The organism is Micromonospora sp. LA-10 (genome assembly GCF_051853095.1).
Lineage (GTDB): Bacteria > Actinomycetota > Actinomycetes > Mycobacteriales > Micromonosporaceae > Micromonospora > Micromonospora echinospora_A.
In genome coordinates, this window is the sequence record NZ_CP195710.1 from 6283711 (window position 1) to 6301426 (window position 17716).

The window sequence follows — 17716 nt, forward strand, 5'->3', positions numbered from 1 at the left end:
GAGGGCGGTCAGATCGGGCGGCCCTGGGCCAGGGCGGCGAGCGTCGGCACCAGCTCGGCGGGGGAGGGCATCGCGCGGACCCGGTCGCGCATCAGCGCCGCCGCGCGCCGCCACGGTCCGTCGGCGACCAGCTCGCCGACGAGGTCCCGCACCGCGGCGCCGGTGGCCTGCTCGTCCGTCAGCCAGGTGCCCGCGCCGGTGGCCGCCAGCCGTGCGCCGTTGAAGTGCTGGTCGCTGACCTGCGGCAGGACGAGCTGCGGCACGCCGTACGCGAGCGCGGTCATGGTGGTGCCCGCCCCGCCCTGCTGCACCAGCGCGGCGCAGGTCGGCAGCACCAGCCGCATCGCCAGCGGCCCGTCGGCCAGGCGGACCCCGGCCGGGACCGGCCCCAGCGCCGCGCGCTGGCGCGGTTCGACCACGACGACGACCTCCACGTCCAGCCCGGCGACCGCGCGGATCACCCCGGCCAGGTCGAGCCGGTCGTCCAGGCCCGCGCCGGCCATCATGGTGCCCGCCGTGACGCACACCCGTGGCCGGTCCGCCGGGCGGCGCAGCCAGGGCGGCAGCACGGCCGGGCCGTTGTACGGCACGAACCGCACCGGGCGGCCGGGGCGCCGCATCGGCACCTGCATCGGCGGCGGCACCGGGTCGAGCGTCAGCACGCCGTCCAACGCCACCTCGGCGGCGGCGAGCCCGAACCGGGCGGCGAGCGGCCCGATCACCGAGTCCGGGTCCAGGCGCAGCGTGGTCGAGGAGTCCGGTCCCCACAGGTTCAGCACGCCGGGTAGGCCGAGCGCGGCGGCGGCCACCGGCGCGGCCAGGTTGAACGGCTCCCAGAGGAGGAGGTCCGGCCGCCAGGACCGGCCGAAGGAGACCAGTTCGTCGAGGACGGCGTCGGCGAACCGGACCACCCCGCCGTCGGCGGTGATCGCCGGCTCCACGGCGCCCGCCGTGGCGGGCCCGCCGAGCGGGGCCACCGCGCCGATCCGGCCGGCGAACGCGGCGGCGAAGTCGACGTCGGCGCCCAGCGGCACGGCGGCGAGCCCGGCCGAGCTGATCGAGGTGACCATCGAGGGGTGGCTGGCCACCCGCACCTCGTGGCCGGCGGCCTGGAGCGCCCAGCCGAGCGGGACCAGGCTGTAGAAATGCGACCGCCAGCCCCACGTCGAGATCAGAATTCGCAGAGCCGCAGTCAAATCCCACCAATCCGCGCGCGAAACGGCAGTCCTGGCCAACCGATGCTAGGTGATGGACGCGGGTACGCGGAAGGCCGCGGACGGCCGCAATGGATATTGACGCCGGGCTAACCGATGCTGGAGTCTTAGCCGATGCCCGAGGTGGGCCGCGATCAGCAGGCGGGTGGTGCGGTGAGCGTCAATTCCGGGTTGCGTTCCTATCCGTTCGAACCATTCACCGGCGATCTTCCCGCCGAGTTGCTGGAGATGGTCGTGGCGGAGCCGGTCAGCCGGGTGCGGCTGCCCGACGGGCGGGCCGCCTGGCTGGTGCTCGGCTACGAGCACTGCTGCACGGTCCTGGCCGACCCCCGCTTCTCGCGGCTTCCGCTCGGCGCCACCGCGACGCCGGACGGCGGCGGTCCCCGGGAGTTGAACATGGACGGTGCGCCGCACGCGGCGGTGCGCCGGGTGGCCGCCCGGGCGTTCACCGCGCGCCGCATCGAGACGTTCCGGCCCCGGGTGCAGCGGCTGGTGGACGAGCTGGTCGACGCGATGCTCGCCGGCCCGCGCCCGGCCGACGTGGTGGCCGGGCTGGTCGCGCCGCTGCCGGTGTTCGTGGTGTGCGACGTGCTCGGCGTGCCGGCCGCCGACCGTCCCCGCTTCTACGCCTGGACCGAGGGGCTGAACTCGGTCACCGCGTACGGCTCGGCCGACGCCGCGGACGCGCAGGCCCAGCTGCGGGACTACCTGGCCGGTCAGCTCGCGCGCAAGCGGGCCGAGCCCGGCGACGACCTGCTCTCGGCCTGGGTCCGCGGCACCCACGAGCTGGCCGACGCCGAACTGGTCGAGCTGGCCATGGGGGTGCTGCTCGGCGGGCTGGAGATCAACTCGACGAGCGCGGGACTGCTCGCGCTGTTCCAGCACCCGGAGCAGCTGGCCAAGCTGCGCGCGGCGCCGGAGAAGCTCTCCGCGGCCACCGACGAGATCCTGCGCTACACCTCGGTGAGCGCCATGTTCCGGGTACAGGTCGTCCGGGAGGACCTGGTCCTCGGCGGCGTCGCCATGCGGGCCGGGGACTGCGTGATGGCGGTCCCGTGGGCCGGCAACCGCGACCCCCGGTTCTTCCCGGAGCCGAACGTGTTCGACATCGACCGCCGGCCCGCCGTCCCGCACCTGACCTTCGGCTTCGGGCCGCACTTCTGCCTCGGCACGGCGCTGGGCCGGATGCAGGTGGAGCTGTCCCTGGGCGCGTTGCTGACCCGGATGCCGGCGCTGTCGCCGGCGGTGCCGCCGGCGCAGATCCCGTGGCGGCACGACCGGATGAACGGCGGCATCGCCTCGTTCCCGGTCACCTGGTGAACGGCGGTCAGTAGCTCTCCACCGCGTTGACCCGGTCCGGCCAGTAGCGCTGGCCGGGCGCCGGCACGTAGTGCTCCCAGCGCGGCGGGTCCCCGGCCGGGTGGTCGCCGAGCACGGTGATCCGCTGCCCGCGGCGCAGTCCTTCGTAGTCGTTCACCGCGTAGTGCTGGGTGACCCGGTTGTCCCACACCGCGACGTCCCCGGCCCGCCACCGGTAGCGGCAGGTGAACTGGGGGCTCTCGGAGAAGGTGAACAGGTGCTCCAGCAGCGCGTCGCTCTCGTTGCGGGTCAGCTGCGGGATGTGCGAGGTGAACAGCCGGTTGACGTACAGCGAGCGGCGCCCGGTCTCCGGGTGCACCCGGACCACCGGGTGCTCCGCGCGACTGGTGAACTCGGTGCCGATTCGGATGACGTGCACCGCGGTCAGCCCGTCGAGCAGGTCCCGCATCGGCGCGGACAGCGCCTCGTAGACCCGGCACTGGTTCGTCCACATGGTGTCGCCGCCGACCTCGGGCAACTGGACCAGGTGCAGGATCGAGGCGATCGGCGGGCTCTGGTGGAACGTCATGTCGGTGTGCCAGACGTCGACCTTGCCGCCGTCGGCGGAGTCGATCAGGACGATCTCCGGGTGCCCCTCCAGCCGGGGCAGGTAGGGGTGCAGCTCGACCTCGCCGAAGCGGCGGCCGAACGCCACGTGCGCCTGCGGCGTCAGCCCGGTCTGGCCGGCGAGGAAGACCACCTGGTGCTTCAGCAGCAGGTCGTGGACCAGCGCGAACCCCTCGTCGGTGAGCGTGTTGAGATCGATGCCGTGGACCTCGGCGCCCAGCGCGCCGGCGACGAGCCGGACCTCGGCCGCGATGGATGTGGTCATCGATGATCCCTCCGGTCTGCGCGCCACGGCTGGTCCGCGCATTGTTCCACGTCCGTGAATGTCCTCACCAGCCGTCGTCGTTGACTCACCCGCCGTGCACCTGGAACCATTCGGTGCCGGCGGGGGCGGCGAGGCCGGCCCGCGACGTGGGAGGAGGGCGCGGGTGGCGATCGATGCCCCGATCGAGGGTGACGCGGCGGAGCGGCTCGACCGGCTCACCGACCTGGCCACCCCGTTCGCGGTCCGCACGGTGGTGACGCTGCGCGTGCCGGATCTGATCGCCGACGGCGTCACCGCTCTGCCCGACCTGGCCGGCGCCTGCGGCGCCGACGCCGCCGCGCTGGGCCGCCTGCTGCGCTACCTCGCGCACCGGGGCGTGTTCGTCGAGGTGTCGCCGGACGTCTTCGCGCTGACCGACGTCGGCGAGCTGCTCTGCGACCGTGAGGGCGGTGGCCTCGGCGCCTACCTGGACCTCGGCGGCCTCGGCGCGCGGATGGACCTGGCCTGGGCCGGGCTGCCGCACGCGATCCGCACCGGCGGGCCCGGCTACCGCGAGGTGCACGGGCGGGACTTCTGGGCCGACCTGGACGCCCACCCGGACCACCGGGCCTACTTCGACGCGCTGATGCTCAGCCAGCAGCGGTTCACCGCGCCCGAGGTCGCGGCGCTCTACCCCTGGCACGAGGCGCGCCACGTGGTCGACGTGGGCGGGGGCGCCGGCGGGCTGCTGCGGGAGGTGCTGGGCGCCCATCCGCACCTGCGGGGCACGCTCGTCGACCGGGCCGAGCCGGTGGCCACCGCCGCCGCCACGTTCGCCGAGTGCGGCCTGGTCGGCCGGGCCGAGACCGTGACCGGCGACTTCTTCGCCCCGCTGCCGCCCGGCGCCGACGTGTACGTGGTCTCGCGCGCGCTCACCGACTGGAGCGACGCGCACGCCGCCGCGATCCTGCGGCGCTGCGCCGAGGCGGCCGGGGCGGCCGGCCGGGTGCTCGTCATCGAGGTGCTGCCGACGGTGCCGCACGTGCCGCACCTGTCCCCGTACGACCTGCGGATGCTGGTGCTCGTCGGTGGCCGCGAGCGCGGGGTGCCCGAGTACGCCGGGCTGGCCGCCGCCGCGGGCCTGTCGCCCCGGCGCACCTACCACGGCGCCGACGGGCTCACGCTCATGGAGTTCGCCGCCGGCGCCTGAGGCGCGTCGCACCTGTCCGGTGCCGTCCCGTGCGCCCGATCATTGACGTATATGCATCGACATGGCGGCCCTGGGTGGAACGGCGGATTTCTCTGGGCATCGGTCAATGTGCTGAGAATTGCGGTCACGACATTTGCGCCCACCCATATCCGTGCACATTTATCAATGGTTGTTCGCGGAGGGGGTCACCGGTAACGTCTCGCGTGGCGACTAGCCGATCCCTCGCGAAAGGGTCGACGCGTCATGACGGTTGCTGGCTCCACGCGATATCCGCCCTTCATCGACGATCTCGCCCGCAGCGAATCGGGGCGGCTGCTGCGCGCCGAACTCGGACGGCGATGGCCCGAGACACCCGACCAGCTCGACGCGATCGTGCGGTACGCGCTGCTGCCGGCGGGCAAGATGCTGCGCCCGATGATGACGCTGCACGCGGCCGAGGCGGTGGGCGGCTCGCCCCACGACGTCCTCGCCGCCGCGCTCGCCACCGAGTACCTGCACGTCGCCACGCTCGTGCACGACGACATCATCGACGCCGACACGCTGCGCCGCGGCCGCCCGGCGGTCCCGGTGGCGTACGGCATCCCCGGCGCCATCGTGGCCGGCGACCACCTGATCTTCCACGCCTTCCAGGCCGTCGTGGAGGGCGGCCGGGGCCTGCCCCCGGGCGCTGTCGTCGCGGCCGTGACCGCGCTGGCCGAGGCGGGACAGGACCTGTGCCGCGGGCAGGCGCTGGAGGCGCGGCTCGTCGGCGACCTGGACGCGGGCGCCCGCTGGTACCCGGAAATGATCCGGCTCAAGACCGGCGCGCTGTTCCGCGCGGTGTGCGAGATCGGCGCGCTGCTCGGCGGCGCGGACCAGCCGGTGGCCTCCGCGCTGGCCCGGTACGGCGAGCACCTCGGCATGGCCTTCCAGATCCGCGACGACCTGCTGTCCTATCTGGCCACCCCGGAACAGACCGGCAAGCCCGCGACGAGCGACCTGAACAACGGCCGCCCGACGCTGCCGCTGCTGCTGGCGTACGACGCGGTCACCGACGCGACCCGGGTGGAGCTGCTGGCGGTGCTGCACCGGCGCGGCGCCGGTCCCGGCGACGTCGAGTGGATCGCCGCGCTGCTGCGCGACGTCGGCGCGGTCGACGGTGCCCGCCTGCGGATGGTGGGGCACGCCGAGCTGGCCCGTGCCGAGCTGGCCGTGCTCACCCCGTCCGCCGGCGCGGACGTGCTCACCGGCATCGCGGCCTGGATGACGAGCGGGACGGCGTGAGCACGGCCGCCGCCGTGCGGGCCCTGCGGGCCCACGTCGAGACCTGGCGTCCCTACACCCTCTGGTACGTCGGGCTCGTCGGGCTGGCCGGCGCCGCCGTGGCCGGCGGCCCGCACCATCCGTGGGTGCTGCTGTCGGCGTGGGCCGCGCCGACCGCCGGCTGGCTCGGCGGTCACTACCTCGGCGACTACTTCGACAGGCACCTGGACGCCGGCAGCAAACCGCACCGGCCGATCCCCTCCAGCCGCCTCGGCGCGGGCACCGCGCTGTGGTGCGGCTGCGCCTGGTTCGCGTTGCTCGGCGTGCTGGCCGTGCTGGGCGGGTGGGGCACCACACTGGCCGCGCTGCTGGCCGGCTTCGGCATCGTCGCGTACAGCAGGTGGTTCAAGGCCCGCGGCATCGCCGGCAACCTGGTGCGCGGCGCGCTCGGCGCGGTCGCGCTCGTCTACGGCGCGCTCGCCGCCGGCCTCGCGCCGGACCACGCCTCGGCGGCCCCGGTGCTGCTCGCGCTCGTCGTCGCGTTCTGGTCGCACGACGCGATGTCCAACCTGGTCGGCGCGCTGCGCGACATCGACGGTGACCGCGCCGGCGGCTACCGGACGCTGCCGGTCGGGCGGGGCGTCCCGTTCGCGGTGCGGACCGTGCTGGCGCTCTACGCCGTCGCGATCGCCGCCGCCGTCGCCGCCGGACTGCTCGCCGGCCGGGGCGCGCGGACCGCGTACCTGGTCACCGTGCTCGTGGTCGTGCTGACCGGCGTCGTCGCGCTGGCCCCGCTGGTGCGGCGGCGCGGCGGCATGCCGGTCGTGGTGGCGCTGCGCGCGCACTCGGTCCTGGTGGTCGAGCGGGTCGCGCTGGCCTCGGCGGCGGTCGGGCTGGGCCTCGGCTTCGCCGTGCAGCTCGCGCTCGCGCTGCCGATGGTCGTGCTGACCTGGGTCGCGCAGCGCGCCATGCGCGCCCGGCACGAACTCGGCCCGCCGGTCGCGGGCCTGACCCTCGCCACACACAGTCGAGTACCGGTGGAGGACGCCCGATGACCACTGTGACCGCCGAGGCCGTCGGGAAGGCCGTCACCGCCGGCGCCGAGGCGCTGTTCCGCCGCCGTCGCCCCGACGGGGCCTTCGGCGACGACCCGCCCGCCTCGGTGCTGGGCACCGCGGGCGCGGTGGCCGCGCTGCACGCCGCCGACCCGGCCGGCTGCGCGGACCTGGTCGACGCCGGAACCGCGTGGCTGCGCCAGCAGCAGCACGACGACGGCGGCTGGGGCGGCGTGGTGGGCGCCGAAACCGCTGTCGTGCCCACCGCCGTCGCGATCGCGGCGCTGGCCCTGACCGCGCCGTCCGAGGGCGCCGAGGCGATCGCGGCGGGCCGGGCCCGGCTGGCCGCGCTGGGCGGCGTCGACACCGTCACCGACCCGGCCATCTCCCTGCTCTGCCGCCAGTTGCTCACCATGGCCGGGATGACCGCCGAGGCCGGCCCGCTGCGCCGGCTGCCACTGGAGATCGTCCTGTTCGACCGGGTACGCCGGCAGCGCCTGTCGTTCCGTACCGCGCCGTTCGTCGGGCTCGCCCTGATGCAGGCGGACCTGCTGCCCACCGGCCGCCTGCGCCGGGCCACGCTGCGCCGGGCCCGGCCGGTGGCGCTGCGGCTGCTGCGGTCCATCCACGACCACGAGGGCGGCACCGGCGCGCTCAGCGAGGACCCGTGGCCGGCCGCGCTGGTGCTGCTCGGCCTGGCCCGCAGCGGTGAGGCGCCGGACATCGCCCGCGCCGTCGCCGGCTGGCTGCGCCGGGCGGTACGCCCCGACGGCGCCTGGGACGCGGTCACCAACCTGGACCTGACCCGCACCGGGTACGCGGCGACCGGGCTGATCGCGGCCGGGTACGCCGACGACCCCCGGCTGCGCGCGACCCGGGAGTTCCTGCACGCCGGCCGTAAACCGGAGGCGTTCGAGGTGCTGGACGTGCCGCCGGGCGGGTGGAGCTACTCGAACGCGCGTGGCTGGCCGGTCACGCTGGAGTCGGCCGAGATCCTCTCCGCGCTGGCTGGCTTCCCCGGCGCCGACGCCGACCCGGTCCTGCGTGACGGGCTGGCGTGGCTCGTCGGCCGCCAGGACAGCCGCGGCTCGTGGAGCCTGTGGGTACGCGACACCCGGCTCGCCAACGACGGGCCCTGCCCGGCCATCACCAGCCAGGCGATCCTCGCGCTGCACGACGCCGGCCACCCGGACGACCACCCCGCGATCGCCCGTGCGGCGGCCTGGCTGCTGACCCGGGCCGCGCCCGACGGCACGTTCGAGAACCTCTGGTACCGCGACCACACCTCCGGCACCGCTGTCGTGGTCGGCGCGCTGTCCCGGGTCGGGCGCGCCCGGCACGAGGTGGTGCGCCGGGCGGCCCGGTGGCTGTGCGACACCCAGCTGCCGGACGGCTCGTGGGGGCCGGGCGACGGCACCGCGGGCTCGGTCGAGGAGACGTCCTGGGCGGTCCAGGGCCTGCTCGCCACCGGAGACCCGGACGCCGCCGGCGCGGTGGACCGGGGCGTGGCCTGGCTGGTCTCGGCGGCCGGGCCGGACGGGACCTGGCCGGCGGCCCGGGTGTGCAACTACATCCGCCACCACATGCGCTACCCGAACGCGGTGATCACCCAGGCGCTGGCGCTGCGGGCGCTCGGCGAGTACCGCCGGGGCGCCGCCGCGCGGCCGGACGTCGCGCCGGGCGCGGTGACCCGATGACCACCGACGTGGCGGTGGCCGGCGCGGGCGCCGGCGGTCTGGCCTGCGCCCGGGCGCTCGCCGCGCTCGGCCTGCGGGTCCTGGTGCTGGACCGGCAGCGCACCCCCGCGTCGATCGCCAAGGGCGAGATCCTGCAGCCCGAGACGGTACGCATCCTCGACTCCTGGGGGCTGCTGGACGCCCTGCGGGCCACCGGCGCGCGCCCGGTCGGGCGGCTGGCCATCCGCGACCCGGCCGGGGAGCCGCTGCTCTGCCTGGACTACGCCGGGCTGCCCGGCGCGTACCGGCAGATCCTCTGCGCCGACTACGGCGACCTGCGCCGCGTGCTCACCGACCGGCTGCCCCCCGGCGTGCGCATCCGGTGGGGAGCGCGGGTCACAGACGTCCTGCGCGACGGCGACGGGCGCGTCGGCGGCGTCCGGGTCGTCGCGGACGGCGCCGAGCAGGAGATCCGCGCGCCGCTGGTGGTCGCCGCCGACGGCATGTCGTCACCGCTGCGCCGCGGCGCCGGGATCGGGGTGCGGCGCCAGGAGTACCCGCACGGCCTGGTCGCCTTCGACGTGACCGGCGCCGAGGTGGCCGAGGAGGTGTCCGCCTACCGCACCGGCCGAGGGCTCTGCCTGGTCTACCCGCTGCCGGGCGGGCGGTGCCGCCTGTACGCGCAGGTGGCGCCGGACGAGTTCCGGGGACGCGTCGACCTGGGCGCGTGGTGCGACCGGCTGCTCGCCGACGTGCCGGCGATCCGCCCGCTGGGCGCGGCCCTGCGCGCCAGCCTGGACCGGCGCCAGCTGCTCGCGGTCTACCGGCTGCGCAGCGCGCGCCTGGCCGTGCCGGGGCTCGCGCTCGCCGGCGAGGCGGCCCACGCGGTGCACCCGATGGCGGCGCAGGGCGTCAACAGCTCCCTCGGCGACGCCGAGACGCTCGCCGCCTGCCTGGCGGCGCAGGGCGGCACGCCGGAGCCGGAAGCGGTGGACCGGGCGCTGCTCGCCTTCGAGGCGGCACGGCGGCCCCGCCTGGACCACGTCGCGACAGTCAGCCACAACGCCTCCCGCATGATCACCGCGGTGTCCGGGCTGCCGAAGCTGCTCGGCGCGCGGATGATGCGCCGCACCGCCGCCAACCCCCGCCTGCTCGGGCTCACCGCCGGCAACCTCTCCGGCACCGCCGTCCGGCCGCTGTCCGCGGTCGACCGGCTCTACCAGCTCGGGCTCCTGGCCGACCGGCACGCGCACACCCCGCCGGTCCCCTCGGAAAGTGAGCGACAATGACGCCTGGCACCGCCGTCGGGACGCACCCGCCGGCCGACCTGTCCATGAACGAGACTCCCTACCCGCCCCTGCCGGGCGTCCGAAGGGTGGTCACCGACGCCGCCGCGGCGCTGCAGCGCTACCCGGACCGCACGTCGGCGGCGCTGGTGGCCGCGCTGTCGCAGCGGCTGGGTGTGGGACCGGAGTCGATCCTCGTCGGCCCCGGCTCGGCCGGGCTGTGCCAGCACCTCGTGCAGTCCCTCGGGCCCCGGCCGGACGTCGTCCATCCGGCCCTGTCGTTCGAGGGCTACCCGCTGATCATCGGCAACGCGGGCGCCCGCGCCGTGCCGGTGCCGATGGACGGGTACGCCCACGACCTGCCCGCGATGGCGGACGCGGTGACCGAACGGACCCGCTGCGTGCTGCTGTGCAACCCGAACAACCCGACCGGGGCGGCGCTGCGCCGCGACGACGTCGAGGCGTTCCTGGACCGGATCCCGGCCGACGTGCCGGTCATCGTGGACGAGGCGTACCGCGAGTTCGTCACCGACCCGCGCTCGCCGGACGGGATGGACCTGTACCGGGCGTACGACAACGTCTGCGTGCTGCGCACGTTCTCCAAGGCGTACGGGCTCGCCGCGCTGCGCGTCGGGTACGCCGTGGTGCCGCCCCGGCTCACCCGGGCCGCCGCGCTCACCGGTGCGGTGTTCTTCCCCGGGGCGCTCGCCCAGGCGGCTGCGGTGGCGAGCCTGACGCCGGAGGTGGGCGCCGAGCTGACCCGGCGGTGCACCGAGCTGGTGGCGGAACGTACCCGCCTGATCGGCGCGCTGCGCGGCCTCGGGCTCACCGTGGCGCCCAGCGAGGCCAACTTCGTGTGGCTACCGCTGGGGGAGCGGGCCGTGCCGTTCGCCGACCGGGCCCGGGAGGCCGGCATCCTGGTCATGGCGCTGCCCGGCGCCGGGGTCCGGATCACGGTCGGCTCCCCGGAGGCGAACGAGCGGCTGCTCGCGTTCGTCCGCGCGGCGCTCGCCGACGGGCTCTGACCGGTCCACCGGCGCCAGCGCCACCACGCTCAGGTAGCCCAGGCCGGGCTCGTAGTCGGCGGCCAGGACGGTCCGGGGCCGCGCCGCGTCCCCGGCGAGCCGGTCCAGCAGCGCCCACCAGACACCGGTGGACGGCTGTCTCCCCGGACCGGTCGTCACCGCGTGGCTGCCGGGACCGGGCCACGCCGCCGCGAGGTCCGCGCCGAGCACGACCGCGACGTCGCCGCGCCCGGCCGCCAGGTCGGCCACCTCGGCCGCGGCGAGCGCAGCCACGTCGTCCCCGCGGACGTCCGCGTGCTGGCGCAGCGCGGTGACCCGCGCTCCGCCGCCCAGCCCGATTCGCTCCGGACCGCCGGCCCGACCGTCGCCGCTGCCGCCAGCCTTACCGTCGCCGTCGCCGTCGCCGTCGCCGTCGCCGTCGCCGTCGCCGTCGCCGTCGGTGCGGCCGCCGGTCGCGCGGTCGTCGCCGTGGCGGGCGGCGCCGGCGGTCGTCACGCCGTAGAGCATGGCCACGGCCCGGTGGCGGGCCGGCACGGCCACCGCCGCGTCGTACGGCAGGACCGCCTGCTCGACGGTGACCAGCAGGGCGCGGCGGCACCCGTACTCGCGGGCGATCCGCAGCCCGGTGAACGCCGCAGCCGAACCCTGGTCGCAGAGCGCGAACGACATCGGGGTGCCCGGGCAGACGTGGCTGAGATACGCCGCGGTGGCCCGGCCGGGCAGCATGTCGTGCACGGCGAACGCCAGCACGAGCAGGTCCACCGGCTCGTCCGGCGGTACGACGGCGGGGATCAGCTCGGCGGCCATCTCCCCGTACGACTGGCCCAGCGCCGCCGAGGGCGCGTTGAACAGGCCGCCGGGCACCCGCAGCCCGTACGGCCGGGTCAGGTCCGTCAGGTAGCCGGCGGCGCGCTCGCGCAGCACGGGGTCGCCGAGCAGCGCGGCCGGGCCGGTGAACGTGCGCCGCGCGGCCCGCAGCAGGCGGATTCCGGTCGTCATGTGACCTCCGCCGTTCAGTGCTCGAAGACCATGGCGGCGAACGTCGCGCCGTCCCCGGCGCCCACCGCCGCGACCAGGTACCGGTCGCCCGGGCGGAGCAGGCCGCGCTGCCGGGCGGTGCGGTAGTTGACGAACGCGTCGGCGCAGAACACGTGGCCGGTCTCGGTGACGTTGTCCAGCAGCACCCGGTCCAGCGGCAGCCCGATCAGCCGGCACAGCCGTTTCCAGGTCATCAGGTTGACGTTGTGCGGCAGCACGAGCCGCAGCTCGGACAGCGCCGTGCCGGCCCGCTCCAGCGCCCGGCCGATCACCTCGGCCAAGGCCGGCCGGTACGCCCGCTGGAACCTCGCCGGGGACTCGCCGCCGGCCACGTCGAACTCGCCGCGCTGGTGGCAGGCGTACGCGAGCAGCCGGTCCCGGCCGCCGCCGGCGCTGAGCAGGCAGGCCGAGGCGCCCTCGCTGAACACCGACGTCTCCGGGATGAACTGGGCGTCGCGGGTGAACGCCTTCTCCCCGGTGAGCACGAGCGCCAGCGGTGGGCCGTCCGGCGTGTCCGGTTCGGACGCGAGCAGCCGCCCGGCCACGTCGATCGCGGCCAGCGCGCTGGCGCAGGACTGCTGGGTGAGCGTGAACGCGAGCGCGTGGCCCAGCCCGAGCGTGCGGCACACCTCGTGCAGCGGGTTGACCGGATAGGGGGTGACGACCGGGAAGGCCCGCCCGTACACCACGAACCGCACCCGCTGCCGCAGCGCGCGCAGCGCGGTGAGGCCGTCCGCGGCGTGCAGCAGCAGGTCGGTCAGGGACAGGTCGGGGTCGCGGCGGACCTCGGTCAGGCCGTGGAAGCGGCGGAACAGGCGGACCTGCATGTCGGTCAGGCCCAGCGGCGCGGCCAGGCTCTCGACCGGCACCCGGCGCCGCGGCAGGAACACCGAGACGGCGTCGATCGCCGTCATGCGCGTACCGTCACGACACGGATCAGATCAGTGACGCCGATGGATGTCAACGCGCGTGCGATCATATCGACGTGGCTCGCTTCCTGTTCGTCGTCCTGCCGGTGGAGTCCCATCTGAACGCCCCGGTCGCCATCGCCCAGGAGCTGGAGGCGGCCGGGCACGAGGTGGCCTGGGTCGGGCCGCGCAGCGACCTGCGCCCGCTGGTCGGCCCGGACGCCACGCTGTTCCCGACCGGCAAGCGCTACTACCGCTCCGACGGCGAGTCCGGCATGGCAGCGGTGCGCAGCCTCTGGGAGGGGCACGTGCTGCCCGCGAACCGGTTCATCCGCGACGCCGCCGACGCGGCCGTCGAGCGGTACCGGCCGGACGTGGTGGTGGCCGACCAGTACGCGCTGGCCGGCGCGCTCGCCGCGCACCGCCGCGGGTTGCCGTGGGCGACGTTCTGCGTCGGCGTGCTGGAGCTGACGCCGCCGACCGAGGAGATGCCCGAGTTCGCCGACTGGGTGGGCGCCCAGGTCCGCCGGGTGTGGGCGATGACCGACCTGCCGGTGGACGAGACGGTCGACCTGCGCTTCTCGCCGTACCTCGTGATCGGCCTGACCACGACGGCGCTCACCGGCCCGGCGCCGCTGCCGCCCGGCTGCGTGCTCACCGGCCCGGCGCTGGGACGGCGGCCGAACGCGCCCGCGTTCGCCTGGCCGCAGTGGGATCCGGGCCGCCGGCACGTGCTGGTCACCGTCGGCACGATGGCCGAGCACCTCGCCGCCGACTTCTACCGGCGGGTGGCGGCGGCGACCGCGCCGCTGGCCGACCGGGTCCAGGTGATCCTCGTCGCCGGCGCCGGCCTGGTGCCCGACCCGCCGCCGCACGTGCTCGTCGCGCCCCGGGTGCCGGTGCTGGAGCTGATGCCCCGGCTGGACGCCCTCGTGTCGCACGGCGGGCTGGGCACGGTGTCCGAGGCGCTCGCCCACGGCGTGCCGGTGGTGGTCGCGCCGATCCGGCACGACCACCCCACTGTGGCGCGGCAGGTGCGCCGGGCCGGGGCCGGACTGGAGGTCTCCTTCCACTCGGCGACCCCGGCGGAGCTGACCGCCGCGCTGAGCGCGGTGCTCGACGATCCGGCGTACCGGGCGGGAGCGCGCCGGGTGGGGGAGTCGTTCGCGGCGGCCGGCGGCGCCCGCGCGGCGGCGGCCCGTCTCGCCGCGCTGGCCCGGACGGCCGCCGAGGCCTGACGCATCGACCGTTGTCCAACCGTCGGGGCCGAACTAGCCTGACCTGACGCACCCGCGCCGGCGTCGCGCCGCACGAGGAGGCTCGATGATCGAGGCCACCGGCCTACGCAAGTCCTTCCGGGTCGGACGTGGCCGTGGCGCCACCACAGTCGAGGCGGTGCGCGGCGTCGACTTCGCGGTACGGCGCGGCGAGATCGTCGGTTTCCTCGGCCCGAACGGCGCGGGCAAGTCCACCACGCTGCGGATGCTCGCCACGCTGATCCGGCCCAGCGGGGGAGTGGCCACCATCGCCGGGGTCGACCTGCTGCGCGCGCCCGCGCAGGTACGGCGGCGGATCGGCTTCGTGGCGCAGGCCAGCGGCACCTACGACGACTCCACCGCCCGGCGGGACCTGGTGCTCCAGGCCCGGATGCACGGGCTGTCGAAATCGGTGGCGCAGGAGCTGGCCGTCACGGCGATCCGCGCGTTCCAGCTCGACGACTTCGCCGACCGGAAGATCAAGACGTACTCGGGTGGGCAGCGCCGCCGCCTCGACGTCGCGCTCGGCGTCATCCACTCGCCGCAGGTGATGTTCCTGGACGAGCCCACCGCCGGGCTCGACCCGCCCAGCCGGGTGCGGATGTGGCAGGAGGTCCGGCGGCTGCGCGAGGAGGGCATGACCATCTTCCTCACCACGCACTACCTGGACGAGGCCGACAGCCTCTGCGACCGGGTCTCGATCATCGACGCCGGGCGGATCGTGGCCGAGGGCACCCCGTCGGCGCTCAAGCGTGAGATCTCCGGCGACGTGGTCGCTGTCGACTTCGCCTCCGCCGACGTCGCGGACGAGACCGGCGGCGATCTGCCGGTCGCGACGAAACTGCTGGCCGAGGCGCCGTACGTGCACGCGGCCGAGCCGGTCGACGGCACGCTGCGGCTCTACGTCGACAGCGCCGCCACTGCCATCCCGCAGGTCATGCGGGCGCTCTACGACAGGGGCATCGAGCCCGGCGCGATCGAGGCCCGCCGGCCCAGCCTCGACGACGTGTTCCTGGCCAAGACCGGCCGGTCGCTCGCGGAGTGACCGGACGCCGAGAGGAGTACGGCGTGAAACTCGTCCGCGACACCTGGCTGATCTTCCAGCAGGAGGCCGGCCTGATGGTGCGCAACCCGGTGATGGTGGCGTTCAGCCTGGCCCAGCCGATCACCTACCTGATCCTCTTCGCGCCGTTCCTCAAGGTGGTGATGGTCGACCGGGGCGCCTCGACCTACGCCGACGCGTACCGCATCTACGTGCCCGGCCTGTTCGTGGCGATGGGCCTGTTCGGCGGCCTGTTCGCCGGCTACGGGCTGCTCAGCGCGCTGCGCGCGGGCATCATCGACAGGTGCCGGGTGACGCCGGTGAGCCGCACCGGCCTGCTGCTGGGCCGGGCGCTGATGCACGTGTGCCTCAACGTGGTGCAGGCCATGGTGGTCACGCTCGTGGCGCTGCCGTTCGGCCTGCGGGTGCACCTGGCGAACCTGCTGGTGTCGTACGCGTTGCTGTCGGTGATGGTGCTGCTGAGCACCTCGATCTCGTACGACATCGCGTTGCTGGTCCGCAACGAGAACAGCCTCGGCGTGCTGGTGAACACGGTCGGGCAGCCGGTGTCGCTGCTGGCCGGCGTGCTCATCCCGCTCGTGCTGGCGCCGATGTGGATCCAGCGGGTCGCGGTGTGGAACCCGTTCGCCTGGGCCACCGACGGCATGCGGGCGCTGTTCGCCGGCCACATCACCCAGGCCGTGGTGTGGCAGGGCGCGCTGATCATGTCCGGGCTGGCCGCGGCGAGCCTGTTCTGGTCGTCGCACCTGTTCAACCGCGACGTCTCCTGACCGAGCGTACATCGAGCATTGTCTCAGCGTGGTGGGCGCTCTAGCCTGATCGTGTCCCCGCTCGGCGGCCGGTACGGGGCGCGGCCGTGACGTGTGTCAGCTGAGGAGGCCACTCGTTGGGTGCCGACAACTTCCGGGCGACGCTGGCGGCCGACATGGAGCTGGGCGCGGGCAACGTGCTGCTCCGGCTGGCCGAGCACGGCGCCGACATGGACATGCCCCGGGTGACGTTCGACGTCGACGTCGACGGCATCCCCGCGTGGACGCCGCTGTCGCTCGCCACCCTGACCGAGCGGGTCGCGGCACGGGCGGCGTGGTTCCGGGAGCGCGGCGTCCGCCGGGCCGACCCGATCGCGGTGTACGTGACCTCCGCGCCCGACGTGTTCCTCAACTTCCTGGCGCTGACCTGGCTCGGCGCGATCCCGGCGCTGATGAACGGCAACATGCCGATCGAGCTGGCGGCCGAGTTCGTGCGGCGGCTGCGCGGCACCGGGGTGGTGGTCGACGCCGACCACGCCGCCCTGGCCGGGCACGACCTCGGCGCACCGGTCCTCGGCGACGCGGCGCACACCGGCGCCGGCGACCCGGCGCAGGCCCCGCCGCACCACCGGCACCACCCGCAGGACCCGGTGGTCATCACCCACTCCTCGGGCACCACCCGGGTGCCGGCGGCGATCGTCCACTCGCACCACGGCCTGTTCGCCGCGATCCGCGCGGTCCGGCTCACCGAGTCCCGGCCGTACGGCGAGGTCCGGGAGATGTCCGCGCTGCCGGCCGCGCACGCCGCCGGCATCATCACGCTCAACCAGGCGCTCTGCAACGGCTACCAGCTGCTCTGCCTGTCCGCGCAGGGCGGCCCGTTCGCGCGCAGCGCCGAGACGATCCTGGACGCGATCGAACGGTGGCGCCCCACCGGCGTCTTCGGCTTCGCGGTGACCTGGTCCGAGCTGGCCCGGGTCGACCTCACCACCCGTGACCTCAGCTCGGTGCGCAACTGGTTCAACACCGGTGACTGCGCGCACGAGTCGCACGTACGCCGGCTGGTCGCGGTCGGCAGCCATCCCGCGTACACCCGCGACGGCATGGTCGACGTCCCCGGCTCGAAGTTCGTCGACATGCTCGGCTCGACCGAAATGGGGCACGGCGCGTTCCGGATCACCCACCGGCTGGGCAGCGACCGCTACGACCGCTGCGTCGGCAGGCCGTACCCGTTCGCCGAGATCGCGCTGCTCGACGTGGACACCGGCGAGGAGGTCGCACCGGGGCAGGTGGGGCACGTCGGCCTGAAGTCGCCGACGCTGGCGCTCGGGTACTGGAACGACTCGGTCACCACGTACCGCACCCGGCTGGGCGGCTACTACCTGACCGGTGACCTGATGTACCGCGACGCCGACGGGAACTACCACCACGTCGACCGGGCCAGCGACGCGGTCGACCTGGGTGGAGGGACCTGGCTGTACACCGCGTTGTCCGAGGAGCGCGTCCTGCGGCACTGCCCGGACGTCCGTGACTGCACAGTGGTCGCGGCGGCGGGGGAGGACGGCACGACCGTGACCGACGTGCTGCTCCTGCTCGCCGAGGACGCGGATCCGGCGCGCGACCGCACCGACCGGGTCCGGGCCGCGCTCGGCCCGGCGGTGGCCGCGACGCTGCGCCGGGTGGTGACCGTCCCGGACGACGACGTGGTGATGGGACCCACCGGCAAGGTCCGCAAGTTCCTGATGCGACAGCGCCTGCTTGCTGGCGCCGCTGCGCCGGGCGCGGACTGATCCGGGGGAGATCGACACCTGGCGCGACCGTGCC

At 75.1% G+C, this 17716-nt stretch carries 14 protein-coding genes and 1 pseudogene; 11 read left to right on the forward strand and 4 right to left on the reverse strand.

All coding sequences use genetic code 11. The annotated features are described in order from the left end of the window. Nucleotides 1-8: 8 nt before the first annotated feature. On the reverse strand, nucleotides 9-1196 hold the full coding sequence (locus ACSDG8_RS29175; protein WP_439427435.1) for a nucleotide disphospho-sugar-binding domain-containing protein: 1188 nt from the start codon (nucleotides 1194-1196) through the stop codon (nucleotides 9-11). Between the two features lie 171 nt (nucleotides 1197-1367). On the opposite strand from ACSDG8_RS29175, the gene ACSDG8_RS29180 reads away from it, so the two are divergent. Then, nucleotides 1368-2534, forward strand: a complete 1167-nt coding sequence (locus ACSDG8_RS29180) for a cytochrome P450 (protein WP_439427436.1) — start codon at nucleotides 1368-1370, stop codon at nucleotides 2532-2534. Between the two features lie 7 nt (nucleotides 2535-2541). Here the strand turns inward: ACSDG8_RS29180 and ACSDG8_RS29185 are convergent, their stop codons facing one another. Further along, entirely contained in the window at nucleotides 2542-3405 is an 864-nt protein-coding gene (locus tag ACSDG8_RS29185; protein WP_439427437.1) for a TauD/TfdA dioxygenase family protein, read from the reverse strand. Between the two features lie 163 nt (nucleotides 3406-3568). Here ACSDG8_RS29185 and ACSDG8_RS29190 point away from each other — a divergent pair, with 163 nt between their 5' ends. The 6 genes and pseudogenes from ACSDG8_RS29190 to ACSDG8_RS29215 form a co-directional block, all read left to right on the forward strand. Then, complete coding sequence (locus ACSDG8_RS29190) at nucleotides 3569-4594, forward strand: methyltransferase (protein ID WP_439427438.1); 1026 nt, start codon at nucleotides 3569-3571, stop codon at nucleotides 4592-4594. Between the two features lie 243 nt (nucleotides 4595-4837). After that, nucleotides 4838-5857: a polyprenyl synthetase family protein gene (locus ACSDG8_RS29195; RefSeq protein ID WP_439427439.1), complete on the forward strand. Its 1020-nt coding sequence runs from the start codon at nucleotides 4838-4840 to the stop codon at nucleotides 5855-5857. Continuing rightward, nucleotides 5854-6891 carry a UbiA family prenyltransferase gene (locus tag ACSDG8_RS29200; protein WP_439427440.1) on the forward strand — a complete coding sequence of 346 codons (1038 nt, stop codon included), beginning with the start codon at nucleotides 5854-5856 and terminating at the stop codon, nucleotides 6889-6891. The genes ACSDG8_RS29195 and ACSDG8_RS29200 overlap by 4 nt, the downstream gene beginning before the upstream one ends. Beyond that, entirely contained in the window at nucleotides 6888-8588 is a 1701-nt protein-coding gene (locus ACSDG8_RS29205; RefSeq protein ID WP_210892281.1) for a prenyltransferase/squalene oxidase repeat-containing protein, read from the forward strand. Before ACSDG8_RS29200 ends, ACSDG8_RS29205 begins: the two co-directional genes overlap by 4 nt. Further along, nucleotides 8585-9856 carry an FAD-dependent oxidoreductase gene (locus tag ACSDG8_RS29210; RefSeq protein ID WP_439427441.1) on the forward strand — a complete coding sequence of 424 codons (1272 nt, stop codon included), beginning with the start codon at nucleotides 8585-8587 and terminating at the stop codon, nucleotides 9854-9856. Before ACSDG8_RS29205 ends, ACSDG8_RS29210 begins: the two co-directional genes overlap by 4 nt. A gap of 44 nt (nucleotides 9857-9900) precedes the next feature. Further along, nucleotides 9901-10803: pseudogene (locus ACSDG8_RS29215) on the forward strand (aminotransferase class I/II-fold pyridoxal phosphate-dependent enzyme); the annotation flags it as partial. Here the strand turns inward: ACSDG8_RS29215 and ACSDG8_RS29220 are convergent. Then, nucleotides 10714-11877 (reverse strand): 2-hydroxy-acid oxidase, encoded by a 1164-nt coding sequence (locus ACSDG8_RS29220; RefSeq protein WP_439427442.1) that lies wholly within the window; start codon nucleotides 11875-11877, stop codon nucleotides 10714-10716. The pseudogene ACSDG8_RS29215 and the gene ACSDG8_RS29220 overlap by 90 nt on opposite strands. Nucleotides 11878-11891: 14 nt before the next feature. Continuing rightward, entirely contained in the window at nucleotides 11892-12830 is a 939-nt protein-coding gene (locus ACSDG8_RS29225) for a 3-oxoacyl-[acyl-carrier-protein] synthase III C-terminal domain-containing protein (protein WP_210892286.1), read from the reverse strand. Nucleotides 12831-12901: 71 nt separating this feature from the next. Here ACSDG8_RS29225 and ACSDG8_RS29230 point away from each other — a divergent pair, with 71 nt between their 5' ends. The 4 genes from ACSDG8_RS29230 to ACSDG8_RS29245 all read left to right on the forward strand — a co-directional run bounded on the left by ACSDG8_RS29230 (nucleotide 12902) and on the right by ACSDG8_RS29245 (nucleotide 17682). Continuing rightward, complete coding sequence (locus ACSDG8_RS29230; RefSeq protein WP_439427443.1) at nucleotides 12902-14062, forward strand: glycosyltransferase; 1161 nt, start codon at nucleotides 12902-12904, stop codon at nucleotides 14060-14062. 85 nt (nucleotides 14063-14147) lie between these two features. Further along, nucleotides 14148-15125 (forward strand): ATP-binding cassette domain-containing protein, encoded by a 978-nt coding sequence (locus tag ACSDG8_RS29235; protein ID WP_439427444.1) that lies wholly within the window; start codon nucleotides 14148-14150, stop codon nucleotides 15123-15125. A 23-nt stretch (nucleotides 15126-15148) separates the two neighbouring features. Next, on the forward strand, nucleotides 15149-15913 hold the full coding sequence (locus ACSDG8_RS29240) for an ABC transporter permease (RefSeq protein ID WP_210892292.1): 765 nt from the start codon (nucleotides 15149-15151) through the stop codon (nucleotides 15911-15913). 116 nt (nucleotides 15914-16029) lie between these two features. Continuing rightward, a complete protein-coding gene (locus ACSDG8_RS29245) occupies nucleotides 16030-17682 on the forward strand; it encodes a class I adenylate-forming enzyme family protein (RefSeq protein WP_439427445.1) in 1653 nt (550 codons plus the stop codon). Nucleotides 17683-17716: the final 34 nt, after the last annotated feature.

What these genes read in the sequence shown, in the direction of transcription:
- ACSDG8_RS29235 (WP_439427444.1), top strand. Translation starts at nt 14,148, where the DNA reads ATGATCGAGGCCACCGGCCTACGCAAGTCCTTCCGGGTCGGACGTGGC.
- ACSDG8_RS29185 (WP_439427437.1), bottom strand. Translation starts at nt 3,405, where the DNA reads ATGACCACATCCATCGCGGCCGAGGTCCGGCTCGTCGCCGGCGCGCTG.
- ACSDG8_RS29205 (WP_210892281.1), top strand. Translation starts at nt 6,888, where the DNA reads ATGACCACTGTGACCGCCGAGGCCGTCGGGAAGGCCGTCACCGCCGGC.
- ACSDG8_RS29210 (WP_439427441.1), top strand. Translation starts at nt 8,585, where the DNA reads ATGACCACCGACGTGGCGGTGGCCGGCGCGGGCGCCGGCGGTCTGGCC.
- ACSDG8_RS29195 (WP_439427439.1), top strand. Translation starts at nt 4,838, where the DNA reads ATGACGGTTGCTGGCTCCACGCGATATCCGCCCTTCATCGACGATCTC.
- ACSDG8_RS29220 (WP_439427442.1), bottom strand. Translation starts at nt 11,877, where the DNA reads ATGACGACCGGAATCCGCCTGCTGCGGGCCGCGCGGCGCACGTTCACC.
- ACSDG8_RS29225 (WP_210892286.1), bottom strand. Translation starts at nt 12,830, where the DNA reads ATGACGGCGATCGACGCCGTCTCGGTGTTCCTGCCGCGGCGCCGGGTG.